The organism is Microbacterium sp. (assembly GCF_052102115.1).
Classification (GTDB): domain Bacteria; phylum Actinomycetota; class Actinomycetes; order Actinomycetales; family Microbacteriaceae; genus Microbacterium.
On record NZ_JBQDVP010000005.1, the window covers coordinates 59,822 to 84,291 of the forward strand.

The following is a 24,470-nucleotide window of genomic DNA, read 5'->3' on the forward strand; positions in this document are numbered from 1 at the left end:
ATTAGGATGGATGCGACATGATCAGACCTGACCTCTCGCTCCCGATCCCGGAGTCCATCACCGCCGCCCACTTCATCGGGATCGGTGGTTCGGGCATGAGCGGGCTGGCGAAGATGTTCCTTGACGCCGGCATCCGCGTGTCCGGCTCCGACCGGGCGGACAGCGACAATCTGCGTGCCCTCGCCGCGGCGGGGGCGACGGTGCACGTCGGTCATGATGCCGCGCATCTCGGCGATGCCGACACCGTCGTGCACACCGGCGCGATCTGGCCCGAGAACCCGGAGTTCGTCACGGCGAAGGAGCGGGGGCTGCATGTCATCCACCGCTCCCAGGCCCTGTACTGGCTGATCGGTGGGCGCCGCCTCGTCTCGGTTGCCGGGGCGCACGGCAAGACGACGTCCACCGGCATGATCGTCACCGCGCTGCAGGCACTCGGTGCCGACCCGAGCTTCGTCAATGGCGGGGTGATCGAGCAGCTCGGCACCTCGAGCGCCTCCGGAGCCGATGAGCTGTTCGTCGTCGAGGCCGATGAGTCCGACGGCACGTTCCTGCTGTACGAAACCGCGGTCGCGCTGATCACCAACGTCGACCCGGATCACCTGGACCACTTCGGTTCGGACGAGGCTTTCCACGACGCGTTCATTCGGTTCGCGGATGCCGCGCGCGAGGCGGTCGTCATCTCCAGCGACGATCCGGGTGCTGCGCGGGTGCGGGTCGGGCTGTCGCACGAGAACGTGCTCACCTTTGGCCGCGCCGAAGATGCCGACGTACGGCTCGACGACGTCTCGACCACGGGGGCGGCGTCGGCGACGATCATCCACGGTGGGCAGAGTGTGCGCATGCAGCTGGCCGTTCCCGGCGAGCACAACGTGATCAACGCCGCCGGTTCCGCAGCCGTCCTCATCGCGCTCGGGTACGGGCTCGCCGAGTCGGTCCGCGCGGTCGAGGGGTTCGCCGGCACGGTGCGCCGCTTCGAGCTGCACGGCGTCGAGCACGGCGTGAGCGTCTTCGACGACTACGCCCACCACCCGACCGAGGTGCGCGCGGCGCTCGAGGCTGCCCGCGGCGTTGTGGGCGGGGGGCGGCTCATCGCGATCCAGCAGCCGCACACCTATTCGCGCACGCAGCACATGTACCGCGAGTTCGCCGAGGTGCTCGAGACCTACGCCGATCACACCGTCATGCTCGATGTCTACGGCGCGCGCGAAGACCCCGTGCCCGGCGTGACCGGTGAGCTCGTCAGCGGCGCGTTCGCCGATCAGGGCAACGTCCGTTTCGTCGCCGATTGGCAGCAGGCCGCCGACTACACCGCGTCTGTGGCCCGAGAGGGCGACTTCGTCATCACGCTCGGCTGCGGCAACGTGTACCTGATCATTCCGCAGGTGCTCGACGCTCTTCGCCGGCACCCCGTGCCGAGCGCAGGAGCCTGATCGATGCGTCGCCCGGCACCGCTTCCGACTCCGCCGGACGAGGCGGAGTCCGTACCAGCGCGGTCCGAGCGGCGCCGAGCCGAGACCGAGCCCGCCGACCCCGTTGAGCTGTCGCATGCGGACCCCGATACCGAAGAGGATGCCGCACTCGCAGACGAGCACTCCGGCGAGCTCACCGCGCGCGATGTGTGGCGAGCCGCCCGTGCCCGGCGTCGGCGCCTGCGCGCCGAGATCCGGCGATTCACGCAGCGCTCGCGTCGCCGGCGGATGATCTGGCTCGGCGCGCTGGGGGCCGTCGTGCTGCTGATCGGAGGCAGCGTGATCGCCGCCTACAGTCCACTTTTCGCGGTTGAGAAGATCACGGTGGTCGGAGCGTCCACGGTCGATCCTGCGGCCGTGGAGGCGGCGCTGGCCGATCAGATCGGCACGCCGCTCGCCCTCGTCGACGACGGCGATGTGAAGGCGGCGCTGGTCGCCTTCCCCCTCATCGAGACGTACGCCCTCGAGGCCAAGCCGCCGCACGATCTCACTCTGCGCATCGTCGAGCGGACGCCCATCGGCGTGATCGAATCGGATGCCGGATACACCCTGGTCGACGCCGCCGGTGTCGCCCTGACGACGACCGCGGAGCCGCCGGAGGGACAGCCGGTGCTGAGCGTCGACGGCGGAGTCGAATCCGACGCGTTCGAGTCCGTCGGTCTCGTCGTCCGGTCGCTGCCGAAGGACGTGCGGGCGGCACTCACCGAGGTCACGGCGACCACTCTCGACGATGTGACGCTGACGCTCTCGAGCGGGGTGACCGTGGTGTGGGGGAGTTCCGAGGACTCCGCGCTGAAGAGCGTGACTCTCAGCAGCGTGCTCACCGCCCGGCCCGATGCGCAGACCATCGACGTGTCGTCGTATCAGGTTCCCGTCGTCGGCTGAAACGCCGTCGTCGGACCGGCGCCGGGGCGAAACGCCCGACACGCCCGTGTCGCTGCGCGCGCACGACGAAACGCCGCATACCTTCGATCAGAGAGAACGCAATACCGGGAAACACTTTACACCTCTACTTGAGGTTTAAGGTTCACATTCTTTTCCAGGCTCGAAACATCGGAGGCCGGCCATGAGCCAGAACCAGAACTACCTCGCCGTGATCAAGGTCGTCGGCGTCGGCGGTGGCGGTGTCAACGCCGTCAACCGCATGATCGAGCTCGGCCTTCGCGGCGTCGAGTTCATCGCCGTCAACACCGACGCCCAGGCGCTCCTTATGAGCGATGCCGACATCAAACTTGACGTCGGGCGCGAACTCACCCGCGGTCTCGGCGCGGGCGCCGACCCTGAGGTCGGCCGTCGCGCTGCCGAAGACCACGCCGAAGAGATCGAGCAGGCGCTCACCGGCGCCGACATGGTCTTCGTCACCGCTGGCGAGGGCGGCGGCACCGGCACCGGCGGTGCGCCCGTCGTCGCACGGATCGCCAAGTCGATCGGCGCGCTGACCATCGGTGTGGTGACCAAGCCGTTCTCGTTCGAGGGCCGTCGTCGTCAGAGCCAGGCCGAGGCGGGCGTCGCCCAGCTGAAGGAAGAGGTCGACACCCTCATCGTCGTCCCGAACGACCGCCTGCTCGAGATCAGCGACCGCGGCATCTCGATGATCGAGGCGTTCGCGACCGCCGACCAGGTGCTCCTCGCTGGTGTGCAGGGCATCACCGACCTCATCACGACGCCCGGACTCATCAACCTCGACTTCGCCGATGTGAAGTCGGTCATGCAGGGGGCGGGGTCCGCGCTCATGGGCATCGGCTCCGCGCGCGGTGCCGACCGGGCGATCAAGGCCGCCGAGCTCGCGGTGGAATCGCCGCTGCTCGAGGCATCCATCGAAGGCGCACACGGAGTGCTGCTGTCGGTCCAGGGTGGTTCGAATCTCGGCATCTTCGAGATCCACGACGCCGCCGACCTCGTCAAGGAGGCCGCGCACCCCGAGGCGAACATCATCTTCGGAACCGTCATCGACGATACGCTCGGCGACGAGGTGCGGGTCACCGTCATCGCGGCGGGCTTCGACGGCGGTGAGCCCTCGATGCGCCTGGACCCGATGGTCGTCTCGCGCCCCGAGCCGGCGACACTGCCCGAGGTCACACTGTCGGATGATGAGGCCGAGGCCCCGAAGGCGACCGAGCCCGCCGAGACGCAGCCGGCGCCGCGCGCTCCGACGACGAGCCTCGAGCCGGCCTTCGCGGATGACGACATCGACATCCCCGAGTTCCTGAAGTAAGGGGCACGTTGACCGACCTCACGGAGCGGCTGTCCGCGATCGACGCACAGATCGCGGACGCCGCTCGGACCGCCGGACGGGATGCCGGTGAGATCACCCGCATCGTGGTGACGAAGTTCCACCCGGCCTCCCTCGTTCGTGATCTGCACGCTCTGGGCGTGCACGACGTCGGCGAGAATCGGCAGCAGGAGCTCACTGCGAAGCGCGATGAGCTCGAGCAGGCAGGTCAATCGCCGCTCGCCGGGCTGCGCTGGCACTTCATCGGCCAGGCGCAGACGAACAAAGCGGCCGCGATCCGGCGCAGCGCGGATGCCGTGCACTCGGTCGATCGCATCAAGCTGGCCGATGCACTGCACCGTGCCTCCGAACCCGACAACGGAGACGCCCTCGACGTCCTCGTGCAGGTGAACCTCACCGCCGACGAGGGGCGCGGGGGAGCAGAGCCCGCCGAAGCCGGGCGACTGGCCGAGCACATCCTCACGCTGCCGTCCCTGCGGCTGCGCGGCGTGATGGGCGTCGCTCCTCTCGGGGAGCACCCCGCACCCGCGTTCGAACGACTGCGCGGGATCGCCGACAGCATCCGATCGGTGCAGCCGGACGCCACCTGGATATCCGCCGGCATGACCGGCGACTTCGCCGAGGCGATCGCCGCAGGCGCGACACACCTGCGGATCGGCTCGGCAATCACCGGACCGCGCCCCGACCGGGGTTAACCTCGAAACAGATCAGCCCACGTCGAACACGGAGGACACGATGGGAAACCCGCTGAAGAAGACCATGGTGTACTTGGGTCTCGCCGACGAAGAAGAGGCCTACGAGGAGCAGCTCGCTCCGGCCCCCGCACGCGCACAGCGCGAGCGTGAGCGCGAGCAGGGCGATGCGGCCCCCGCTCCCGTGACACCGCTGCGTCGCCCGGTCGCCGTGCGCCAGCCCTCGGCGGGCGCGGTCAACGAAATCCTCACCGTGCACCCCAAGCAGTATCGCGACGCACAACTGATCGCGGAGAGCTTCCGCGAGGGCGTTCCGGTGATCATCAACCTGTCGCAGATGTCGGATGCTGATGCACGCCGCCTCATCGACTTCGCGAGCGGGCTCTCGCTCGGCCTCTACGGCCGGATCGAGCGCGTCACCAGCAAGGTGTTCCTGCTCTCGCCCGAGAACATCGCCGTGTCGGGTCACGGAGGCATCGCGCACGCGGATCCGGAGTCCGCGGGCTTCGACCAGTCCTGATCCGTGGCCGTGGTGGTCTCCTGGATCGCGTCGATCGTTCACCTGATCCTGCTGATCTACATCTTCGTGCTGTTCGCCCGGCTCATCCTCGACTACATTCCGATGTTCAACCGTGAGTGGCGTCCGAAGGGCGCCGGTCTCATTGCGGCCGAAGTGGTGTACTCCGTCACCGACCCGCCGATCCGACTGTTCCGACGCTTCATTCCTCCATTGCGCATCGGAACGCTGTCACTGGATTTCGGGTTCACGTTCACGATGCTCGCTGTGCTGATCGTGATGGCGATCGTGAGGCAGTTCATCTGATCGGGGACTATGCTTGCACGAGGTGCGCGCCCCGGGTACGCGCCGGATCATTACCCCGCCACGTGTCAGACACTGGCAGCAGAACTCATCGAAAGAGGAGCCGAGATAATGGCACTGACCCCGGATGACGTCGTCACCAAGCAGTTTCAGCACGTTCGCTTCAAGGACGGCTTCGACCCGGACGAGGTCGATGACTTCCTCGACGAGATCGTTGTCGAGTGGCGCAAGGCGCTTGAAGAGAACGCCGAGCTGAAGGCCAAGCTCGCCGAGTACGAGTCCGGCGCGCAGCCGGCTGCAGAGAAGCCCGCTGAAGAGCAGCCCGCGGTCGTCGATGAGGTTCCCGCCCCGGTCGCGGCAGCTCCGGCAGCTGCCCCGGCACCCGCCGTTTCCGCAGAGGTCGGCGCCGGTTCGACCACCGCCACCGCCGGCATCATCGAGCTCGCGCAGCGTCTGCACGACGAGCACGTGGCCGAGGGTGAGGCGAAGAAGAGCCAGCTCATCTCTGAGGCCGAGACCGAGGTCGACCGCATCCGCACGGAGGCCCAGGCGAAGCAGCGTGAGGAGTCCGCTCGCCTCGAGCGCGAGCGCAACACCCTCGAAGCGCGCATCACCGAGCTGCGCAACTTCGAGCGCGACTACCGCACGCAGCTGCGCGGTTACATCGAAGGTCAGCTGCGCGACCTCGACGAGAAGTCCAACACCACGGACTCGACGCCGGTCTCCGCGATCGGTCTGTAGGTCCTTTCTTTGTCCGGACGTCGCCCCGTTCGTCGGTCGGCGGCCGGCATCACCGTCGCACTTCTCGCGGCGCTGGTGCTGGCCGCCGATCAGTTCGTGAAGTACCTCACGGTCGAGAATCTGCCGTTGCACGAGGTCGTTCCGGTTCTCGGCGAGTTTCTACAGCTGTACTACATCCGCAACTCCGGAGCCGCTTTCTCGCTCGGCAGCGAGGTGACGTGGATCTTCACGATCGCTCTCACCGTCGTCGCAGTGATCATCATCTGGAAAGCTTTCGACCTGCGTTCGCGGCTCTGGGCCGTGGTGCTCGGCTGTCTGCTCGGCGGCGTGCTCGGCAACCTGACCGATCGGCTCCTACGTGAGCCGGGCTTCGCGGTTGGCCACGTGGTCGACATGATCTCGATGCCCTGGATGATGCCAGCGATCTTCAACGTCGCCGACATCTTCATCGTCTGCGGCATGATCACCGTCGCACTGCTCGTCGTCCTCGGCATCCGCTTCGACGGAACGCGCGAGAAGGATCACGTCGAGAACGCCGACTCCGAGGCTGACGTCGATTCCGAGACGGATGCCGGCACGGAAACGGATGCCGGCGCGGAGTCGGATGCCGGCACCGGGCCGGAGGCCGTCGAGAAGGACGCCTGACCGTGGAATCGCGCTCGCTTCCGGTGCCCGACGGACTGGAGGGCGCTCGCGTGGACGCGGCCCTGGCGAAGATGCTCGGCTTCTCCCGCACGTTTGCGGCCGAGGTGGTCACCGCCGGTGGTGTGCGTCAGGACGGCCTGGTGCTCGATAAATCCGACCGCCTGCACGGCGGCGGGTGGCTCGACGTCGAGTGGCAGCCCAAGCAGGAGCCGATGATCGTTCCGGTGCAGGTGCCGGAGCTGGGCATCGTCTACGACGATGACGACATCGTCGTCGTCGACAAGCCCACCGGTGTCGCGGCGCATCCGTCGCTCGGGTGGGACGGTCCGACCGTGCTCGGCGCTCTTGCCGGTGCCGGATTCCGCATCGCGACCAGCGGGGCCGCCGAGCGCGCCGGAATCGTCCACCGCCTCGACGTCGGAACCAGCGGCCTGATGGTCGTGGCGAAGACGGAGTCGGCGTACACGATCCTCAAGCGCGCCTTCAAAGAGCGCACGGTCGAGAAGATCTACCACGCGGTCGTGCAGGGCCATCCTGACCCGCTCGCCGGCACGATCGAGGCCCCGATCGGCCGGCATCCGAACCATTCGTGGAAGTTCGCCGTGGTGCCGGACGGCAAACCGTCGGTCACTCACTACGAGACTCTCGAGGCATTTCCCGGCGCGTCGCTGCTCGAGATCCACCTCGAAACGGGGCGTACGCACCAGATCCGCGTGCACATGGCAGCGCACCGGCATCCCTGCGTCGGCGATCCGCTCTACGGCGCCGACCCGACGCTGTCAGCGCGGCTCGGCCTGACACGGCAATGGCTGCACGCCCACAAGCTCGCGTTCGCGCACCCGGCGACGGGGGAGCGGGTGCAATTCGAATCGCCTTACCCGGACGATTTCGTGCACGCACTCGAGGTCCTGCGCGGCGACTGAGCCCGATTCAGAGGGTGCTGTCGCGAGCGACGGCGACAGCGGCATCGAGGGTGCGGACCAGAAAAGCGACGAGCTGCTCGTCGTCGGCGAGGTCGCCCGATGCGAGGCTGACGAACATCTCCTCGGCGAACGAGACCCATGCGCGCAGTGCCAGGCGCACCGTGCGGGTGTCGGTCACACCGAGCTCAGCGAACGCCTCCCAGAGGTGCTCGGCATTGATCTCGCGCGATTCGTCGACGAGCGCACGGACGGTCGGGTCGCCACTGGCGGTGCCGCGCACGAGCGAGACGAAGGTGCCGCTGTGGTCGCGCACGAACGCGGCGAACCGCCGCAGTGTGTCGTCGATCCGCTCGCGGGGTGGTAGGTGCGCACGCGGTGCGGTCGCACGCAGCAGACTGTCGCGCGCCGCGGTCACGACGGCGAGATGCATGCCCTGTTTCGATGCGAAGTAGTGGAACAGCAGCGCCCGCGATACCCCGGCGCGCCGGGCGAGCTCATCCAGGGAGAGCTCCTCGAGCGGATGATCCGCAAGGAAGTTCACGCCGAGCGCCAGCAGCTGCGTCCGCCTGTCCTCGGGTGTCAGGCGACTGCGGCGTTCTTCGGGCATCCGACCAGCCTACCGATCAGTGCAACATACGGGTGCCGTATTGACTCTGAGTCAATGGGCGTTATGCTCGAACACGCGCCGTCGAAGACGACGGCCCGACACAGGAGGATCGATGAAGTTCCCGTCACTCACAAAGTCCCACGCCGGCCGGGTCACCCTCGCCGCTGTTCCCGTCGGCGTCGTCGCAGCGCTCCTCCTCGGCGGTGTCGCGCAGGGGCAGGTCCCGGTCTCATTCGCCGTCTCGGGCAGCCAGTTCCAGATCTCCGCCAGCCAGCTCGAGGGCACCGGTTTCTCGCAGTACGCCGGCGTCGCAACCGATTCAGAGGGTGATGATCACACTGTTGCGATCGCCAACATCAAGAGTGCGACGCTGAGCGACCTGTGCCAGTCCGTGGTCACGGAGACCCCGCTGGGCACCGTGGGACTGCTCATCAAGGCCGGTGGGGGCGATAACCCCGCGAGCGCCTCAGACCTGCAGATCGGCATGACGGGACTGGCCGGTGACGCCTCCTTCGGCAACATCCGCATCGGCGTTGACGCTTCGACCGTGCAGACCGAGGCCAAGGGCACCGCCGGCGACTTCTCGCAGGATGCTGACACCGTATCGATCGCGAATCTGCAGCAGACCGCGTGGAGCACGCAGGCGTCGGTGTTCACGCTGACCGGCATGACGCTCGAGCTCACCGACGGATCGACCCCGTGCTTCTGACCGAGGTGACCACGATGGCCCCCTCCCGCCGTTCCGCTCGCGGTGCGCCGCGCCGATTCTCGGCGTGGCGCAGGCAGCGCCCGTTCATCGGGGGGCTGCTGATCGTCGTGGCCGGGATCGAGATGTTCTTCTCGGGGCAGCTCGACATCGGGCACCTCCGTGTGCAACTGGGCATCGAAGGCCTGCAAGCCACGGTCATCCCGATCGCGCTCGTGCTGCTCGGCATTCTCTCGGTGGCGATGCCCGCCCACCATGTGTTCTACGGCGTGCTCGCACTCATTCTGGGGCTGTACGCACTCATCGGGGTGAACCTCGGAGGATTCCTGATCGGCACGATCCTCGCCGCCATCGGGGGCATTCTCGTCGTGGCGTGGATGACGCCCGAGGCGAAAGCTGCAGCCAAGGCACGCCGTGCAGCGCCGCAGGAGGAATCCGAGGAGGACGCCGGGTGAGGCATTCTCGTCGACTGCGTGCCGCCGCCGTCATCGCGGCGCTGCTGATCACCGCGCCGCTGGTTGTCAACGCTGCGCCCGCGCCGCGTATGGCAGGCTTCTGCGACTCGTTCCTGTCGTTCCTGTGCCCGAAGGACGAACAGCCGGCGCCGGATGAGACGGACTCCCCCGCGGACCCGGAGGCGCCGGATGAGACCGACCCCTCCGATTCATCTGATGAGGCCGATGAGGCGGGGGAGGCGGATCCGGATGCTGCGGACCCAGATGCTGCGGACCCGGAGGCTCCGGCGCCGGAGGAACCAGCCCCGGAAGAGGAGCCGGTGCCCGCGCCTGTGGATGACGCGGCACCGATTTTCAGCGGCATCCCGGCGTCGATGCGCTCAGGCGGGCTGTCGTTCACGGGGCTGAGAGGACTCAGCATCGTCAGCGTTCCCACCGTCGACGGCGGCAGCGTGCGCGCTCTGAAGATCGACGCCGAATCCATCACGATCAGCGGCTTCTCGCTCACCGTCCGCCCGCCGGACGGCCCGGGACTCGTCACCACGGCCGATACGATGTCGCTGCAGGGGAACGTCTCGGTGTACCTCGGATCGATCTCGGCATCATCGATGGGTGGTGACCCGCTCACGCTCGGTACAGACACGCCGCCGTCTCTGGAAGAGATCGAGCCCGGGCTGCTGGATGTGACCATGGGGCTGGTCGGCAGCACCGCCGAGTCCATCACCTACTCGAACACCGATCAGAACATCGTCGAGGTCGACGAAGGCTGATGCCGTAGCGCATGTCGGCGGCACGTGCCGAACGCGTGCGTGACCTGTGCCATCAGGACCCACCGCCGGGAGTGATCGCCTACCTCGACGATGAACCGGCAGGGTGGGCGGCGCTGCAGCTGCGGCGCGACACGAGCTTCGCGACGAATCGGCGAATTCCGCATCTCGACGATCTCGACGTGTGGTCGCTGTGGTGCGTTCGCGTGCGCCCCGGCTTCCGCAAGCGGGGCATCATGCACGATCTGGTCGACGGGGCCGTCTCCTACGCGAGAGAGCGGGGCGCGCACGCCGTCGAGGCGTACCCGGTGGACAACCGCGGCGAAAAGGTCGACATGACGATGGCCTACGTCGGCACGAAGGCGCTGTTCGAGCGGGCCGGATTCACGCACGAGTCCGAGACTGACTCCGTGCTCAACGGGTTTCCGAGGGTGCTCATGCGGCTCGATCTGCGGTGAGACCTGAGCCGGTGTCCCGGCCCCGACGTAGACTCGAAGACGTGGCATCAGACTCCTTCGTACACCTGCACGTGCACAGCGAATACTCGATGCTCGACGGCGCAGCGAAGATCAATGCGATGACCCAGGCAGCCGCCGATTACGACATGCCTGCCATCGCCGTCACCGACCACGGCAACACCTTCGCCGCCTTCGAGTTCTACAACGCGGCCAAGAATGTCGGCGTCAAGCCGATCATCGGTCTCGAGGCGTACGTGACCCCCGGCACGCATCGCAGCGACAGGTCGCGCGTCGCGTGGGGATCGCCCGACCAGAAGAGCGACGACGTCTCGGGCTCAGGCGCTTACACGCACATGACGATGTGGGCCGAGAGCACCGAGGGCATGCACAACCTCTTCCGGTTGAGCTCGCTCTCGAGCATCGAGGGGTACTACTTCAAGCCCCGCATGGATCGCGAGCTGCTGCAGAAATACGGCAAGGGCCTCATCGCGACCACCGGCTGCCCGTCCGGCGAGATCCAGACCCGACTGCGACTCGGGCAGTACGACGCGGCGCGCGCCGCAGCCGCCGAGTTCCAAGACATCTTCGGCAAGGAGAACTACTTCACCGAGATCATGGATCACGGGCTGTCGATCGAGCGGCGCGTCATCTCCGATCTGCTGAAGATCTCGAAGGATCTGAACATCCCGGTGGTCGGTACGAACGACTCGCACTACACGCACCAGCACGAGGCCGACGCGCACGAGGCGCTGCTGTGCGTGCAGTCCGGCTCGACGATGGATGACCCGAACCGGTTCAAGTTCAATGGTGACGGGTACTACGTCAAGACCGCGCAGGAGATGCGCCAGCTCTTCCGTGACAATCCCGAGGCCTGCGACAACACGCTCCTGATCGCCGAGCGCTGCGAGGTCGAGTTCAACACCTCGGCGAACTACATGCCGCGCTTCCCTGTACCCGACGGTGAGACCGAAGACAGCTGGCTCATCAAGGAGGTCGAGACCGGCCTGCACTACCGGTATCCCGGCGGGATCCCCGACAGGGTGCGCAAGCAGGCCGAGTACGAGACTGGAATCATCCTGCAGATGGGGTTCCCCGGCTACTTCCTCGTGGTCGCCGACTTCATCAACTGGGCCAAGGACAACGGCATCCGCGTCGGTCCGGGGCGTGGCTCCGGTGCGGGCTCCATGGTCGCCTACGCCATGAAGATCACCGACCTCGACCCACTCGAGCATGGCCTCATCTTCGAGCGGTTCCTCAACCCCGACCGCGTCTCGATGCCCGACTTCGACGTCGACTTCGACGACCGGCGACGCGGCGAGGTCATCGACTACGTCACCGAGAAGTACGGCGACGAGCGCGTGGCGCAGATCGTGACGTACGGCACGATCAAGTCCAAGCAGGCACTGAAGGATGCCGGGCGCGTGCTCGGGTTCCCGTTCAGCATGGGCGAGCGTCTGACGAAGGCCATGCCGCCGCCCGTGATGGGCAAGGACATGCCGCTGGATGGGATGTTCGACTCCGCGCACCCGCGCTACAAGGAGGCGAGCGAGTTCCGCGCGCTCATCGAGACCGACCCCGAGGCGAAGACGGTGTTCGACCGTGCCATCGGGCTCGAGGGCCTCAAGCGTCAGTGGGGTGTGCACGCCGCAGGCGTGATCATGTCGTCCGAACCGCTGCTCGACATCATCCCGATCATGAAGCGCGAGCAGGACGGCCAGATCGTCACGCAGTTCGACTATCCCTCGTGCGAGACGCTCGGCCTCATCAAGATGGACTTCCTGGGGCTGCGCAACCTCACGATCATCTCCGATGCGCTCGATAACATCCGCATGAACCGCAACGAGGAAGTCGATCTCGAGCACCTCGAACTCGACGACCGCCCCTCCTACGATCTGCTCGCGCGCGGCGATTCGCTGGGCGTGTTCCAGCTCGACGGCGGACCGATGCGATCGCTCATGCGCTTGATGAAGCCCGACAACTTCGGCGACATTTCGGCGCTCATCGCGCTGTACCGACCGGGCCCGATGGGTGCGAACTCACACACCAACTACGCGTTGCGCAAGAACGGAATGCAGCCCATCAGCCCGATCCATCCCGAGCTCGAAGAGCCGCTGAAGGACATCCTCGACGAGTCGTACGGCCTGATCATCTATCAGGAGCAGGTGATGGCCATCGCCCAGAAAGTGGCCGGCTTCAGCCTCGGTCAAGCAGACATCCTGCGTCGCGCGATGGGCAAGAAGAAGAAGTCCGAGCTCGACAAGCAGTACGAGGGCTTCCAGAGCGGCATGCATGCGAACGGGTTCGGCGACGGCGCCGTCAAGGCGCTGTGGGACATCCTGCTGCCCTTCTCGGACTACGCCTTCAACAAGGCGCACTCGGCCGCATACGGGCTCGTGTCGTACTGGACCGCGTACCTCAAGGCGCACTATCCCGCTGAGTACATGGCTGCGCTTCTGACCAGCGTCGGCGACTCGAAGGACAAGATGGCGATCTACCTCAACGAGTGCCGCCGCATGGGCATCAGGGTGCTGCCGCCGGACGTGCGCGAGTCGATCAACTTCTTCGCCGCGGTCGGGGAAGACATCCGCTTCGGGCTCGGTGCAGTGCGCAACGTCGGCAGCAACGTCGTCGACGGCATCGTCGAGTCGCGCAAGAAGGAGAGCTTCGACTCGTTCCACGACTTCCTCAAGAAGGTTCCGCTGCACGTCTCGAACAAGCGCACGGTCGAGTCTCTGATCAAGGCCGGCGCGTTCGACTCGATGGGCAGCACTCGTCGAGCGCTGATGGAGATCCATGAGGATGCCACAGAGGCCGCGGTCGACCAGAAGCGCAACGAGGCGCAGGGAGCGATCGGATTCGACTTCGACAGTCTCTACGACGAGCACGAGGATGCTCCGCCTGCCAAGGTGCCCGAGCGCCCCGAATGGACCAAGAAGGACAAGCTCAGCTTCGAGCGCGAGATGCTCGGGCTCTATGTGTCCGACCATCCGCTCGCCGGGCTCGAAGTGCCGCTCGCGAAGCACTCGTCGATCTCGATCCACAACCTGCTCGCCTCCGAAGACCTTCAGGACGGCGATCAGGTCACCGTCGCGGGGCTGGTCACCAGCGTGCAGCATCGCGTCGCCAAGGCGAGCGGCAACCCGTACGGCATGATCACCGTCGAGGATTTCAACGGCGAGGTGACGGTCATGTTCATGGGCAAGACATACACCGAGTTCCAGCACACCCTGCAGCAGGATGCGATCCTGGCGGTGCGCGGGCGGGTGTCCCGCCGCGACGACGGGCTGAACCTGCACGCGCAGTCGGCGTTCTCCCCTGATGTCGGCTCCTTCGACACTGCCGGCCCCCTCTCGCTGGTGCTGGCCGAGCAGCGCGCAACCGAGAAGGTGATGAACGAGCTCGCCGAGGTGCTGCGTCGGCACAACGGCGAGACGGAGGTCGTGCTCCGCGTGCACCGCGGGCAGACGGCCAAGGTGTTCGACGTGCCGATGCCGGTGAAGGTCTCCGCCGACCTGTTCGGTGACCTGAAGTCACTGCTCGGCCCCAGTTGCCTCGGGTAGGGTATTGACTCATGAGTACGGACGAACCAGAAGAGCTCTTTTCCGAAGAAGAAGGCGTTCTCTACGCCGAAGAGGTCGCTCCGCAGCACGGCATCCTCGGTCTGACGCTGAGAGAGCTGCTCATTGTGGCAGCCTGGCTCGTCATGTTCGTCACCTCGTTCTTCCCGGTGGGATGGGCGCCGACGCTGTGGGCGCAGGGCGTCTCGTGGCTGCTGCCTCTCGGGCTCCCCACCGCGGCCGTGTTCCTGATCGTGCTGCGGCGTTTCTCGCCCGACGGCATCCGCCGGTTCGGCTCGCTGGGCATCGACCAGTTCGCCTCGGTGGCGTTCTCGGTCGCCGCGCTGTGGTGGATCCAGATCAATTGGGCCGCCGTCCTGAACGGCACCGCCGGAACGGTCTGGGTCCCCTGGGTGCAGCTTGTAGCTCTCCTGGCCCTCGTCGTGTTCAGTGTCTTCGCGCCCTTCATCCCGGGCCTGCGCGAGGACTTCCGCGGGCGCCTGGTGACGTTGGCGCACCGCAACGCGAACCCCGCTCGTCCGATCGCCGAGCGGCCGAAGGCTCCGCGCCCGGCTGCGCCGGCAGCCCCGGTCGCAGAGGGCGGCCCGCAGGATTCCGCCGAGTTGCTCGATGAAGACGGTGTCGACGAGTCGACGCACGAGGCCGTCGCGCGCCTCGGGCTCGGCGAGAGCATTCCGCTGACCGACCACGCCTCGAACAGCGACCCGGGCACCGTCACCGAGCTCGGTGATGACTACGTCCCCGGCTACGTGCGATCCTCCGGCGAAGCCGTCGAGCCGCAGCAGCCCTTCTGGGCCCTGGCGCCCACCGAGCGCGAGGTTTTCGACGAGCAGGGCGAACCGCTGTTCCGCATCGGACCGGATGCCTGGGCGCTCGTGCTCGAAGACCGCGGCGGTGCCTACGTCGTGCGGCACGATGACGGTCGCGTCGGCTATCTGCACGACATCGTCGACCTCACCAGGGGCTGACGTGCGGACGATCGACCTGCGAGGGCGGCAGCTCTCTCCGGCGGATATGCTCGCGGCCGTGCCCCGTGCCGCGCAGGCCAGGGCCGAGGCGCTGGAGACGGCAACGCGCATCGTCGAGGACGTGCGCATCGGCGGAGAATCGGCGCTGCGCGCGCAGGCCGAGCGGTTCGACGGTGTCACCGGCCACGAGATCCGCGTTCCCGCCGCCCACATCGACGACGCTGTCGCTGCTCTCGACCCGGAGATCCGCGCGGCGCTCGAAGAGGCGATCCGTCGGGTGCGTCAGGCGTCCGCAGCCCAAGTGCCAGACACGCGCGTGACGCAGATCGGTGACGGCGCCCTCATCACGCAGCGCTGGCAGCCCGTCGAGCGCGTCGGCGTGTACATTCCGGGCGGCAAGGCCGTCTACCCCTCGAGCGTGATCATGAACGTCGTGCCCGCGCAGATCGCCGGCGTCAGCCGGATCGCCCTGGCGTCACCGCCGCAGGCGGATCAGGACGGCCGGATCCACCCCGTGATCCTCGCCGCCGCCGGACTTCTCGGCATAACCGACGTGTATGCGATGGGCGGTGCGGGGGCTATCGGCGCTTTCGCACACGGTGTCGCCGATCTCGACCTCGACCCGGTCGATGTCGTCTCCGGCCCCGGCAACAACTACGTCGCCTCCGCCAAACGCGCCGTCGCCGGCGTCGTCGGCACCGACTCCGAGGCAGGGGCGACCGAGATCCTCGTCGTCGCCGATCGCACGGCCGATGCGCGTCTGATCGCCGCCGACCTTGTCAGCCAGGCCGAGCACGACGAACAGGCATCGGCGGTGCTCGTCACCGACGATGAAGCCCTCGCCGAGCGCGTCGCTGCTGAGGTCGCCCGGCTGGCAGCATCCACGAAGCACTCCGAGCGGGTCGGCGTTTCGCTGGCAGGGGAGCAGTCGGCCATCGTCCTCGTCGACGACCTCGCGATGGCGACCGCGTTCAGCAACGCCTACGCCCCCGAGCACCTCGAGCTCCACCTCGCGGACGCGCACGGCGCCGCAGCGGCCTTCACGAGCGCCGGAGCGATCTTCGTCGGTGATCAGACGCCGGTGAGTCTCGGTGACTATATGGCGGGCAGCAACCACATCCTCCCCACCGGGGGACAGGCGCGCTACGCGCCGGGGCTGGGCGCCTACACGTTCCTGCGTCCGCAGCAGATCATCTCCTACGATCACGCCGCTCTCGCCGCCGTCCGCAGCGGAGTCGTCGCCCTCGCGAACACCGAAGTGCTGCCCGCACACGGCGAGGCCATCGAAGCCCGGTTCGCGGACGAGGACGAGGAAACGACTACGCTGTAACACCATGCACTGCCCGTTCTGCCGACACCCCGACTCCCGCGTGATCGACTCGCGCACCAGCGACGACGGGTTGTCGATCCGCCGGCGGCGGCAGTGCCCGGAATGCGGCGGACGCTTCAGCACCACCGAAACGGCGAGCCTGAACGTCATCAAGCGCTCGGGGGTCATGGAGCCGTTCAGCCGCGAGAAGGTGATTGCGGGCGTCCGAAAGGCCTGCCAGGGCCGGCCGGTCACTGAGGGCGACCTTGCGGTGCTCGCGCAGCGGGTCGAAGAGGCTGTGCGCCAGACCGGCGTCTCCCAACTCGACGCGAACGAGATCGGGCTGGCCATCCTCGGGCCGCTCCGCGACCTCGACGAGGTCGCCTACCTGCGCTTCGCCAGTGTGTACCGGGCTTTCGACTCGCTCGAGGACTTCGAGAGCGCGATCACCGACCTGCGCGCCGACCACGCCGAGTCAGAGGCGGCACCGGCCGAACGGTAATCTGGCAGGGATGTATCCCCTCCTCTTCCGCACCGTCCTCTCGCGCTTCGACGCGGAATTCGCGCACCACGCCGGCATGGCCGTGATCCGGGTGCTCGGCGTACCGCCGTTCGCATGGATCGCGCGTGCGCTGTGCGCACCGGCAATAGGAGACCGGGTCACCGCTCTCGGGCTCGAGTTCGACTCGCCCTTCGGAGTCGCTGCTGGTTTCGACAAGAACGCGGTCGGCGTGCGCGGGCTGGCGGCGCTGGGGTTCGGCCATGTCGAGATCGGCACCGTCACTGCGATCCCGCAGGACGGCAACCCGAAGCCGCGGCTGTTCCGTCTCATACCCGATCGTGCGGTCATCAACCGGATGGGCTTCAACAACGCCGGCGCGGATGCCGCGGCTGGGCGCCTCGCGAAGCTGCGCCGGCGCCGTCCGAAGACGGTCATCGGCGTGAACATCGGCAAGAGCCGGGTCGTCGATGTCCACGCCGCCACGGCCGATTACGCCGCCAGTGCCACGAAGCTCGCTCCGCTCGCCGACTATCTCGCCGTCAACGTGTCATCGCCCAACACCCCCGGGCTGCGCGGGCTGCAGGCCGTCGAGACGCTCGCCCCGCTCCTGCGCGCGGTCAAGGATGCCGCCGGTGCGACACCGTTGCTCGTCAAGATCGCCCCCGACCTGCCAGACGACGAGATCGCCGCGATCGCGCGTCTCGCCGTCGCGGAGGGGCTTGACGGGATCATCGCGCACAACACCACCATCGGTCGCGAGGGGCTGAGAACGGATGCGGCGGTCGTCGAGGCTGCGGGGGCCGGCGGCCTCTCCGGGGCGCCGCTGCGCGAGCGCTCGATGGAGGTGCTGCGGGTCGTGCGCGACGCTGTTCCGGCCGACTTCTGCGTCATCTCGGTCGGGGGAGTGGAGACCGCCTCCGACGTCAGGGCGCGACTGGATGCCGGTGCCACCCTCGTGCAGGGATACACGGCTTTCCTCTACCGCGGCCCGCTCTGGGCGCGTCAGATCAACCGGGGACTGCAGCGCAGGGTCGGCTGAGGTCGAGTGGGCGGCGTGGTTTCGACTCGCCTTCGGCTCGCTCAACCCGTTTCGTCTCGCTGCGCTCGCTCAACGCCCGGCGGGGATGCGGACCGACTGCGGTGACGCACTGCGGGGCGTTGAGAATGGAACGACCGCGGTGGACGCCTGCGGGGCGTTGAGCGGAGTCGCCGGAGGCGACGAAGACGAAACGGGTTGAGCGAGCGGAGCGAGTCGAAACCTCAAACCTCCCACCCGGCGCGGCTCAGTCCGGGTACTGCCCGCGCTTGACCTGGGGCTTGGGCAGGCGCATGAAGCGCATCTGCAGCGAACGCATCGCTGCGTACCAGCCCAGGCCCTTTTCCACGCGCTCCTTGCCGAACTTCACCGCGATCTTCCGCTTCACGCGGGCGCCGAGCAGGATCATGTCGAGCACGGCGACGATGATGAAGCCCCAGAGGCCGATGAAGGCGTAGAACGAGAACGTCGGGTTCGGCACGAGCGAGACGAGGATGACGATGACCATCAGAGCCATCACCCATTCGGAGACGTGCCAGCCGGCATCCACATAGTCGCGCACCCAGCGGCGCTGGGGGCCCTTGTCGCGCGGCGGCAGGTACTTGTCGTCACCGGCGGCCATGCCGGCCTGCGCGCGTTCGCGCTGCTCCCGCAGTTGAGCCCTCGCCGCGACCTTGGCCTCTTTGGTATTCGCGACCAGCGGACGGCGGCGCGCGGCCTCCTGCTCCGCACGGCTCGGCGTCGGCCGTCCCTTGCCGACGACCGGCGTCTCGGCGGACTCGTCGTTCGTCGGTGGGGTGGTAGCGGCCACGGGTCTCCTCGGGTGGTGTTACGGGTGAAGCCTTAAGATTACCCGCATGACCTCCGCGCAGTCTCCAAACCCCGTGCCGTCCGCGGCAGACCCCGCCACCGAATCCGCCGTTTCCGAGGCTGTGGCCATCGGTATCCCGAAGGCGCTCGCGGATCTCGGCGATCTCGTCCGCATCCCCGGCATCGCCTGGCCCTCGTTCGATCAGACGCAGCTCGAGCGCAGTGCAGAACGCGTGGCCGCGCTCGCGGAGGGCACCAGCGTCTTCGACGAGGTGCACGTGCTGCGTGCTGCCGTTCCGGGCACGGATGAGTACGGCCAACCCGCGGTGCTCGCCACCCGTGCCGCGCGCAACGGCAAACCGACCATCCTGCTGTACGCGCATCACGACGTGCAGCCTCCCGGTGACGACGCTCTGTGGGAGACACCGCCCTTCGAGCCGACCGTGCGCGATGGACGTCTCTACGGCCGCGGAGCGGCAGACGACAAGGCGGGCATCATGACGCACATCGCCTCCCTGCGCGCACTGCATGAGGTGCTCGGCGACGACCTCGACCTCGGCATCTCGCTGTTCATCGAGGGGGAGGAGGAGTACGGCTCGCGCTCGTTCACGCAGTTCCTCAGTGACAACGCCGACGCGCTGCGCGCGGATGCCATCGTCGTCGCGGACTCGGGGAACTGGGACTCCCAGACGCCAGGGCTGACGGTTTCCCTCCGCGGCAACGCCCGATTCACGCTCACAGTCCGCACGCTCGACCACGCTTCGCACTCCGGAATGTTCGGCGGGGCCGTGCCGGACGCCATGATGGCGACCGTGCGGCTGCTGTCGACACTGTGGGATGCCGACGGCGCGGTCGCCGTCGACGGGCTGACCGAACTCGACGCCCCGACTCCCGAATACTCCGAGGAGACGTTGCGCGATGAGGCGGGTTTCCTGCCCGGCACGACGCCGATCGGCCGGGACAGCATCCTCAGTCGCATCTGGAACAAGCCGGCCGTGACGGTGATCGGCATCGACGCGACCAGTGTGGAATCGGCATCCAATACTCTGCTGCCCGAGGTGACCGTCGTCATCAGCGCCCGTGTCGCACCGGGCCAGAGCGGAGAAGAGGCGTACGCGGCTCTCGAGCGCCACCTGCGCGCACACGCGCCGTTCGGTGCCGAATTGACGTTCTCGGATGCGGATCTCGGCAATGGGTTCCTCGTCGACACGAGCGGTTGGGCCGTCGCCCTCGCGCGGCAGGCGATGACGGACGGGTACGGCGTGGAGGCCGTCGATCTGGGGGTGGGCGGATCGATACCGTTCATCGCCGACCTCGTGCGCGAGTTCCCCGAGGCGCAGATCCTGGTCACCGGTGTGGAGGACCCGCACGCGCGGGCGCACAGCCCCAACGAGTCGCTGCACCTGGAGACGTTCCGGCACGCTGTCGCCACCGAGGCGCTCATGCTGGCGCGGATGGACGCCACCACGCGGTGAGGCGGGTCGGGGCCTTCTGCGGGCAGCGGCGGTAGACTCTGATCGACAGCCGCGTGCCGGCGCGGCCTGACCCAAGGAGCGACATGAGCGACACCATCACCACGACCGAGACCACCACCGCCCACGGCGTCACCCTGACCGATGCGGCCGCGACGAAGGTGAAGAACCTGCTCGAGCAGGAGGGCCGCGACGACCTGCGTCTGCGCGTCGCCGTCCAGCCGGGCGGATGCTCCGGACTCATCTACCAGCTCTACTTCGACGAGCGCTACCTCGACGGTGACGAGACCGTCGACTTCGACGGTGTCGAGGTCATCGTCGACAACATGAGCGTCCCGTACCTCGACGGCGCAGCCATCGACTTCAAGGACACGATCTCCGAGCAGGGGTTCACGATCGACAACCCGAACGCGGGCGGAAGCTGCGCCTGCGGAGACAGCTTTCACTGAACGTCAGCCGTGTCCGACCTGCGTGGTTGGCATGAATCACGTGTGAGCTTGCTCTAGACTGGGATACGCCCTGTCCGCGATCTTGAAAGGTGCATCGTGCCCTCGAAACGCAGCCTTCGTTGGGCCGCCATTCCGGTTGGAATTGCGGCAGCCGTGGCCCTGGCGGGATGTTCTCCCACCGAGCTTCACGGATTCCTCCCGGGCTTCGTAGAAGACGGCACTCCCGCGACGAACCAGACCGACCGCGTCGCCGGTCTCTGGGTCAACTCGTGGATCGTGCTGCTCGCGGTCGGTGTGATCACCTGGGCACTGATGGGTTGGGCCGCGGTCGCGTACCGTCGCCGTAAGGGCCAGACGGGTCTGCCGGTGCAGATGCGTTACAACATGCCGATCGAGATCTTCTACACGGTGATCCCGCTGATCCTCGTGATGGGCATGTTCTTCTTCACCGCCCGCGATCAGGCCGAGATCGAGACGCAGTGGGATGACCCCGACGTCGAGATCACCGCCATCGGGAAGCAGTGGGCGTTCGACTTCATGTACGCCGGCGATGATGAAGACCTCTCCGATGCCGTATGGACTATGGGAGTCCAGGCGCAGCCGGATGCCGAAGGCAACATCGACAAGGAGGAGCTGCCGACGCTGGTGCTCCCCGTCGATCAGAAGGTGCACATCAGCCTGCAGTCCCGTGATGTCATCCACTCGTTCTGGATCATCGACTTCCTCTACAAGAAGGACATGTACATCGGCAAGGACAATTCCTGGTCCTTCATCCCGACGCGTGTCGGCGAGTACGACGGCAAGTGTGCCGAGCTCTGCGGCGAGTACCACTCGATGATGATGTTCAACGTCAAGGTCGTCGAGCAGGACGAGTACGACGACTACGTCGCGTCGCTGCGCGAGCAGGGCAACACCGGTGACATCAACAACGCCTACGACCGGCTCGGCAACCTTCCGGGCACCGGCGCTCCGGGGACGGACTCCGAGGAAGAGGGAGAGTAATCCTCATGACAACAACAGAGGCCCCGAGCCAGCCCGCCGGCTCTCGCCCCACGGCGATTCCGGCCCGCCAGGCCGCTCTGCTGAGTTCCTCTCGGACCGAGCAGAAGGGCAACATCGTCGTCAAGTGGCTCACGTCCACTGACCACAAGACCATCGGGTACATGTACCTGATCAGCTCCGTGCTGTTCTTCCTGCTCGGCGGCGTGATGGCACTCGTCATCCGCGCAGAACTGTTCGCTCCCGGGATGCAGATCGTCCCGACCAAGGAGCAGTACAACCAGCTGTTCACAATGCACGGCACGATCATGCTGCTGATGTTCGCGACGCCGCTGTTCGCTGGCTTCGCCAACGCGATCCTCCCGTTGCAGTTGGGGGCACCCGACGTCGCCTTCCCGCGTCTGAACGCCTTCGCGTTCTGGCTGTTCGGCTTCGGCTCGATCATCGCCGTCGCCGGCTTCCTCACCCCGCAGGGTGCGGCCTCGTTCGGCTGGTTCGCGTATCAGCCGCTCGCGAACGCGTCGTTCTCTCCAGGAGCGGGCGGAAACTTGTGGATGGTCGGGCTCGGCATGTCCGGTTTCGGCACGATCCTCGGAGCGGTGAACTTCATCACCACGATCATCACCATGCGCGCGCCCGGTATGACGATGTGGCGCATGCCGATCTTCTCCTGGAACACGCTGATCACCAGCCTTCTGATCCTGATGGCGTTCCCCGTGCTGGCCGCGGCGATCTTCGCGGCCGCGACCGACCGCATCCTCGGTGCCCACGTCTACGATCCCGCCAACGGCGGCGTCCTGCTCTGGCAGCACCTGTTCTGGTTCTTCGGACACCCAGAGGTGTACATCATCGCCCTGCCGTTCTTCGGCATCGTCTCCGAGATCTTCCCGGTCTTCAGTCGCAAGCCGATCTTCGGGTACAAGACCCTCGTCTACGCGACGATCGCCATCGCCGCCCTGTCGGTGTCGGTATGGGCGCACCACATGTACGTGACGGGCTCTGTGCTGCTGCCGTTCTTCGCGCTGATGACCATGCTCATCGCCGTACCGACCGGCGTGAAGATCTTCAACTGGATCGGAACGCTCTGGCGAGGGTCGGTGACGTTCGAAACACCGATGGTGTTCTCACTCGGCTTCCTCGTCTCGTTCGTCTTCGGTGGCCTGACCGGTGTCATCCTCGCGGCTCCGCCGCTGGACTTCCACATCAGCGATAGCTACTTTGTCGTCGCCCACTTCCACTACGTGGTCTTCGGCACGGTGGTGTTCGCGATGTTCGCGGGCTTCTACTTCTGGTGGCCGAAGTGGACCGGACGCATGCTCAACGAGCGCCTCGGCTACGTGCACTTCTGGATGCTGTTCGTCGGCTTCCACATGACGTTCCTCATCCAGCACTGGCTGGGTGTCGACGGCATGGTGCGCCGCTACGCCGACTACTCGGCCGCAGATGGCTGGACGTGGGGCAACCAGGTCTCCACGATCGGTGCGATCATCCTCGGCGCATCAATGATCCCGTTCTTCCTGAACGTGTGGATCACGGCTCGCAAGGCTCCCAAGGTCACCGTCAACGACCCGTGGGGTTACGGCGGTTCGCTCGAATGGGCGACCAGCTGCCCGCCGCCGCGTCACAACTTCACGTCGATCCCGCGCATCCGCAGCGAGCGGCCCGCATTCGATCTGAACCACCCCGAGGCTGCCGAACACCCGGTCGAGGCCGCAGACCGCGGACTTGCAACGGCGAGCGGAGAGGCGAAGTAAGCCATGCGTTCAAATATCGTTCTGTGGTGGATCCTCGCGGTCTTCTTCCTGCTGGTCGGCACCGCGTATACGGTGTGGCACATCCTCGCCTACCCCGAGCTCACCGGCGCGATGAGCGTCGAGTGGGTCGGTACCGTCGCCCTGTTCTTCGGCATGTTCATGTCGGCGATGGTCGCGGTCTACCTGCAGCGCACGCACAAGGCGCAGGGTGGAGAGCTGCCCGAAGACATTCTGACCTCTGACATCGACGACGGCGACCCGGAGCTCGGTGAATTCAGTCCGTGGTCCTGGTGGCCGCTCGTGCTGGCCGGTTCTGCCGCGGTCTTCCTGATCGGCATGGCCGTGGGCCAGTTCCTGTTGCCGATCGGCGTCGCGATCTTCGCCGTCGCCATCGTCGGCTGGGTGTACGAGTACTACCGCGGTCACTTCGCCCGCTGATCACGCCTCACCCGAGAACGCCCCCGGATTCCTCCGGGGGCGTTCTCGCGCGTTGCGCGGTGTCGCGTTTCCGGGTGAGACTGCACTCCGCGGACGAGACGCGCCGGAATCCTGGCGGTGTCATCCGCGGAATGCAGTCTCACACGCGGAGGCGGGTCAGGCGCGCGAGCGGATGCGGGGGACGCCGGTCAAGGGATCGATCGGGCGCCGGTGGATGCCGTCGTGGTCCTCGACCGGATAGCCCTCACGCGCCCAGTACTCGAAGCCGCCGATCATCTCGCGCACGTCGTATCCCAGCTTGGCGAACTCGAGGGCGCCCTTCGCCCCTGCGTTGCAACCCGGGCTCCAGCAGTACACGATGACCTCCGTGCCCTGTGGAATCTCCTGTGGCGCGCGGGAAGCGATCTCGCTGTAGTGCATGTGGACGGCGCCGGCGACGCGTCCCTGAGCCCACGCCTCATCGGAGCGGACATCGATGACAACGACGGCATGCCCGGCCTTCTGACGGGCGTACAGGTCGCTGGCGTCGGTCTCGGACGCGAGCTTGGCCGCGAAGAAATCAGCGCGTTCGTTCATGCCCCCAGCCTATGACCCTCCAGTCGATGACGCTCCTGAGGACGAAGAAGGCCCCGCAGCTCG

Annotated in this window: 26 protein-coding genes; 23 read left to right on the plus strand and 3 right to left on the minus strand. The window is 66.9% G+C overall.

All coding sequences use genetic code 11. The features are described 5' to 3' along the window. Nucleotides 1-17 precede the first annotated feature (17 nt). The 9 genes from murC (at nucleotide 18) to ACTICP_RS03185 (ending at nucleotide 7,523) form a co-directional block, all read left to right on the plus strand. Entirely contained in the window at nucleotides 18-1,430 is a 1,413-nt protein-coding gene (gene murC / locus ACTICP_RS03145; RefSeq protein ID WP_441889410.1) for a UDP-N-acetylmuramate--L-alanine ligase, read from the plus strand. Between the two features lie 3 nt (nucleotides 1,431-1,433). Next, nucleotides 1,434-2,354: an FtsQ-type POTRA domain-containing protein gene (locus ACTICP_RS03150; RefSeq protein ID WP_441889412.1), complete on the plus strand. Its 921-nt coding sequence runs from the start codon at nucleotides 1,434-1,436 to the stop codon at nucleotides 2,352-2,354. Nucleotides 2,355-2,535: 181 nt separating this feature from the next. Then, nucleotides 2,536-3,684, plus strand: a complete 1,149-nt coding sequence (ftsZ, locus tag ACTICP_RS03155; protein WP_441889414.1) for a cell division protein FtsZ — start codon at nucleotides 2,536-2,538, stop codon at nucleotides 3,682-3,684. A gap of 8 nt (nucleotides 3,685-3,692) precedes the next feature. Next, nucleotides 3,693-4,397, plus strand: a complete 705-nt coding sequence (locus tag ACTICP_RS03160; protein ID WP_441889416.1) for a YggS family pyridoxal phosphate-dependent enzyme — start codon at nucleotides 3,693-3,695, stop codon at nucleotides 4,395-4,397. 40 nt (nucleotides 4,398-4,437) lie between these two features. Then, nucleotides 4,438-4,914 (plus strand): cell division protein SepF, encoded by a 477-nt coding sequence (locus ACTICP_RS03165; RefSeq protein WP_441889418.1) that lies wholly within the window; start codon nucleotides 4,438-4,440, stop codon nucleotides 4,912-4,914. Nucleotides 4,915-4,917: 3 nt separating this feature from the next. Then, the gene (locus tag ACTICP_RS03170) at nucleotides 4,918-5,217 is read left to right on the plus strand and encodes a YggT family protein (RefSeq protein WP_441889420.1); all 300 of its coding nucleotides are present in this window, start codon (nucleotides 4,918-4,920) and stop codon (nucleotides 5,215-5,217) included. A gap of 108 nt (nucleotides 5,218-5,325) precedes the next feature. Further along, complete coding sequence (locus ACTICP_RS03175; RefSeq protein ID WP_441889422.1) at nucleotides 5,326-5,955, plus strand: DivIVA domain-containing protein; 630 nt, start codon at nucleotides 5,326-5,328, stop codon at nucleotides 5,953-5,955. Between the two features lie 9 nt (nucleotides 5,956-5,964). After that, complete coding sequence (gene lspA / locus ACTICP_RS03180) at nucleotides 5,965-6,600, plus strand: signal peptidase II (RefSeq protein WP_441889424.1); 636 nt, start codon at nucleotides 5,965-5,967, stop codon at nucleotides 6,598-6,600. Between the two features lie 2 nt (nucleotides 6,601-6,602). Further along, nucleotides 6,603-7,523 (plus strand): RluA family pseudouridine synthase, encoded by a 921-nt coding sequence (locus ACTICP_RS03185; RefSeq protein ID WP_441889426.1) that lies wholly within the window; start codon nucleotides 6,603-6,605, stop codon nucleotides 7,521-7,523. Nucleotides 7,524-7,530: 7 nt separating this feature from the next. Here ACTICP_RS03185 and ACTICP_RS03190 read toward each other — a convergent pair whose 3' ends face one another. Then, nucleotides 7,531-8,130 (minus strand): TetR/AcrR family transcriptional regulator, encoded by a 600-nt coding sequence (locus ACTICP_RS03190; protein ID WP_441889428.1) that lies wholly within the window; start codon nucleotides 8,128-8,130, stop codon nucleotides 7,531-7,533. A gap of 112 nt (nucleotides 8,131-8,242) precedes the next feature. Between ACTICP_RS03190 and ACTICP_RS03195 the strand changes: the two genes are divergently transcribed. The 9 genes from ACTICP_RS03195 to ACTICP_RS03235 are packed head-to-tail and all read left to right on the plus strand — an operon-like array spanning nucleotide 8,243 to nucleotide 17,912. Then, nucleotides 8,243-8,839, plus strand: coding sequence for a DUF6230 family protein (locus ACTICP_RS03195; protein WP_441889430.1), 597 nt, complete (start codon nucleotides 8,243-8,245; stop codon nucleotides 8,837-8,839). Then, nucleotides 8,830-9,291 (plus strand): DUF6114 domain-containing protein, encoded by a 462-nt coding sequence (locus tag ACTICP_RS03200; protein ID WP_441889432.1) that lies wholly within the window; start codon nucleotides 8,830-8,832, stop codon nucleotides 9,289-9,291. Before ACTICP_RS03195 ends, ACTICP_RS03200 begins: the two co-directional genes overlap by 10 nt. Then, complete coding sequence (locus ACTICP_RS03205) at nucleotides 9,288-10,061, plus strand: hypothetical protein (RefSeq protein ID WP_441889434.1); 774 nt, start codon at nucleotides 9,288-9,290, stop codon at nucleotides 10,059-10,061. Before ACTICP_RS03200 ends, ACTICP_RS03205 begins: the two co-directional genes overlap by 4 nt. A gap of 11 nt (nucleotides 10,062-10,072) precedes the next feature. After that, nucleotides 10,073-10,516 (plus strand): GNAT family N-acetyltransferase, encoded by a 444-nt coding sequence (locus ACTICP_RS03210; protein ID WP_441889436.1) that lies wholly within the window; start codon nucleotides 10,073-10,075, stop codon nucleotides 10,514-10,516. 41 nt (nucleotides 10,517-10,557) lie between these two features. Beyond that, the gene (dnaE, locus tag ACTICP_RS03215) at nucleotides 10,558-14,076 is read left to right on the plus strand and encodes a DNA polymerase III subunit alpha (protein ID WP_441889438.1); all 3,519 of its coding nucleotides are present in this window, start codon (nucleotides 10,558-10,560) and stop codon (nucleotides 14,074-14,076) included. Between the two features lie 11 nt (nucleotides 14,077-14,087). Next, nucleotides 14,088-15,062: a hypothetical protein gene (locus ACTICP_RS03220; RefSeq protein WP_441889440.1), complete on the plus strand. Its 975-nt coding sequence runs from the start codon at nucleotides 14,088-14,090 to the stop codon at nucleotides 15,060-15,062. A 1-nt stretch (nucleotide 15,063) separates the two neighbouring features. Then, a complete protein-coding gene (gene hisD, locus ACTICP_RS03225; RefSeq protein ID WP_441889442.1) occupies nucleotides 15,064-16,392 on the plus strand; it encodes a histidinol dehydrogenase in 1,329 nt (442 codons plus the stop codon). A gap of 4 nt (nucleotides 16,393-16,396) precedes the next feature. Then, nucleotides 16,397-16,873, plus strand: coding sequence for a transcriptional regulator NrdR (gene nrdR, locus ACTICP_RS03230; RefSeq protein ID WP_441889444.1), 477 nt, complete (start codon nucleotides 16,397-16,399; stop codon nucleotides 16,871-16,873). A gap of 10 nt (nucleotides 16,874-16,883) precedes the next feature. Further along, the gene (locus tag ACTICP_RS03235) at nucleotides 16,884-17,912 is read left to right on the plus strand and encodes a quinone-dependent dihydroorotate dehydrogenase (RefSeq protein ID WP_441889446.1); all 1,029 of its coding nucleotides are present in this window, start codon (nucleotides 16,884-16,886) and stop codon (nucleotides 17,910-17,912) included. A gap of 244 nt (nucleotides 17,913-18,156) precedes the next feature. On the opposite strand, the gene ACTICP_RS03240 is transcribed toward ACTICP_RS03235, so the two are convergent. Further along, nucleotides 18,157-18,720, minus strand: coding sequence for a DUF3043 domain-containing protein (locus tag ACTICP_RS03240; protein WP_441889448.1), 564 nt, complete (start codon nucleotides 18,718-18,720; stop codon nucleotides 18,157-18,159). 46 nt (nucleotides 18,721-18,766) lie between these two features. On the opposite strand from ACTICP_RS03240, the gene ACTICP_RS03245 reads away from it, so the two are divergent. The 5 genes from ACTICP_RS03245 to ACTICP_RS03265 all read left to right on the plus strand — a co-directional run bounded on the left by ACTICP_RS03245 (nucleotide 18,767) and on the right by ACTICP_RS03265 (nucleotide 23,831). Next, nucleotides 18,767-20,194 (plus strand): dipeptidase, encoded by a 1,428-nt coding sequence (locus ACTICP_RS03245; protein WP_441889450.1) that lies wholly within the window; start codon nucleotides 18,767-18,769, stop codon nucleotides 20,192-20,194. Nucleotides 20,195-20,277: 83 nt separating this feature from the next. Then, complete coding sequence (gene erpA / locus ACTICP_RS03250) at nucleotides 20,278-20,640, plus strand: iron-sulfur cluster insertion protein ErpA (protein WP_441889452.1); 363 nt, start codon at nucleotides 20,278-20,280, stop codon at nucleotides 20,638-20,640. A gap of 96 nt (nucleotides 20,641-20,736) precedes the next feature. Further along, a complete protein-coding gene (ctaC, locus tag ACTICP_RS03255; protein WP_441889454.1) occupies nucleotides 20,737-21,642 on the plus strand; it encodes an aa3-type cytochrome oxidase subunit II in 906 nt (301 codons plus the stop codon). Nucleotides 21,643-21,647: 5 nt separating this feature from the next. Then, nucleotides 21,648-23,393, plus strand: coding sequence for an aa3-type cytochrome oxidase subunit I (gene ctaD, locus ACTICP_RS03260; protein WP_441889456.1), 1,746 nt, complete (start codon nucleotides 21,648-21,650; stop codon nucleotides 23,391-23,393). 3 nt (nucleotides 23,394-23,396) lie between these two features. Further along, complete coding sequence (locus ACTICP_RS03265) at nucleotides 23,397-23,831, plus strand: cytochrome c oxidase subunit 4 (protein ID WP_441889457.1); 435 nt, start codon at nucleotides 23,397-23,399, stop codon at nucleotides 23,829-23,831. A 156-nt stretch (nucleotides 23,832-23,987) separates the two neighbouring features. Here ACTICP_RS03265 and ACTICP_RS03270 read toward each other — a convergent pair whose 3' ends face one another. Beyond that, entirely contained in the window at nucleotides 23,988-24,407 is a 420-nt protein-coding gene (locus ACTICP_RS03270) for a rhodanese-like domain-containing protein (RefSeq protein ID WP_441889459.1), read from the minus strand. Between the last annotated feature and the right edge of the window lie 63 nt (nucleotides 24,408-24,470).

What these genes read in the sequence shown, in the direction of transcription:
- murC (WP_441889410.1), top strand. Translation starts at nt 18, where the DNA reads ATGATCAGACCTGACCTCTCGCTCCCGATCCCGGAGTCCATCACCGCC.
- ACTICP_RS03150 (WP_441889412.1), top strand. Translation starts at nt 1,434, where the DNA reads ATGCGTCGCCCGGCACCGCTTCCGACTCCGCCGGACGAGGCGGAGTCC.
- ftsZ (WP_441889414.1), top strand. Translation starts at nt 2,536, where the DNA reads ATGAGCCAGAACCAGAACTACCTCGCCGTGATCAAGGTCGTCGGCGTC.
- ACTICP_RS03165 (WP_441889418.1), top strand. Translation starts at nt 4,438, where the DNA reads ATGGGAAACCCGCTGAAGAAGACCATGGTGTACTTGGGTCTCGCCGAC.
- ACTICP_RS03175 (WP_441889422.1), top strand. Translation starts at nt 5,326, where the DNA reads ATGGCACTGACCCCGGATGACGTCGTCACCAAGCAGTTTCAGCACGTT.
- ACTICP_RS03190 (WP_441889428.1), bottom strand. Translation starts at nt 8,130, where the DNA reads ATGCCCGAAGAACGCCGCAGTCGCCTGACACCCGAGGACAGGCGGACG.
- ACTICP_RS03195 (WP_441889430.1), top strand. Translation starts at nt 8,243, where the DNA reads ATGAAGTTCCCGTCACTCACAAAGTCCCACGCCGGCCGGGTCACCCTC.
- ACTICP_RS03210 (WP_441889436.1), top strand. Translation starts at nt 10,073, where the DNA reads ATGTCGGCGGCACGTGCCGAACGCGTGCGTGACCTGTGCCATCAGGAC.
- ACTICP_RS03220 (WP_441889440.1), top strand. Translation starts at nt 14,088, where the DNA reads ATGAGTACGGACGAACCAGAAGAGCTCTTTTCCGAAGAAGAAGGCGTT.
- nrdR (WP_441889444.1), top strand. Translation starts at nt 16,397, where the DNA reads ATGCACTGCCCGTTCTGCCGACACCCCGACTCCCGCGTGATCGACTCG.
- ACTICP_RS03235 (WP_441889446.1), top strand. Translation starts at nt 16,884, where the DNA reads ATGTATCCCCTCCTCTTCCGCACCGTCCTCTCGCGCTTCGACGCGGAA.
- ACTICP_RS03245 (WP_441889450.1), top strand. Translation starts at nt 18,767, where the DNA reads ATGACCTCCGCGCAGTCTCCAAACCCCGTGCCGTCCGCGGCAGACCCC.
- erpA (WP_441889452.1), top strand. Translation starts at nt 20,278, where the DNA reads ATGAGCGACACCATCACCACGACCGAGACCACCACCGCCCACGGCGTC.
- ctaD (WP_441889456.1), top strand. Translation starts at nt 21,648, where the DNA reads ATGACAACAACAGAGGCCCCGAGCCAGCCCGCCGGCTCTCGCCCCACG.
- ACTICP_RS03265 (WP_441889457.1), top strand. Translation starts at nt 23,397, where the DNA reads ATGCGTTCAAATATCGTTCTGTGGTGGATCCTCGCGGTCTTCTTCCTG.
- ACTICP_RS03270 (WP_441889459.1), bottom strand. Translation starts at nt 24,407, where the DNA reads ATGAACGAACGCGCTGATTTCTTCGCGGCCAAGCTCGCGTCCGAGACC.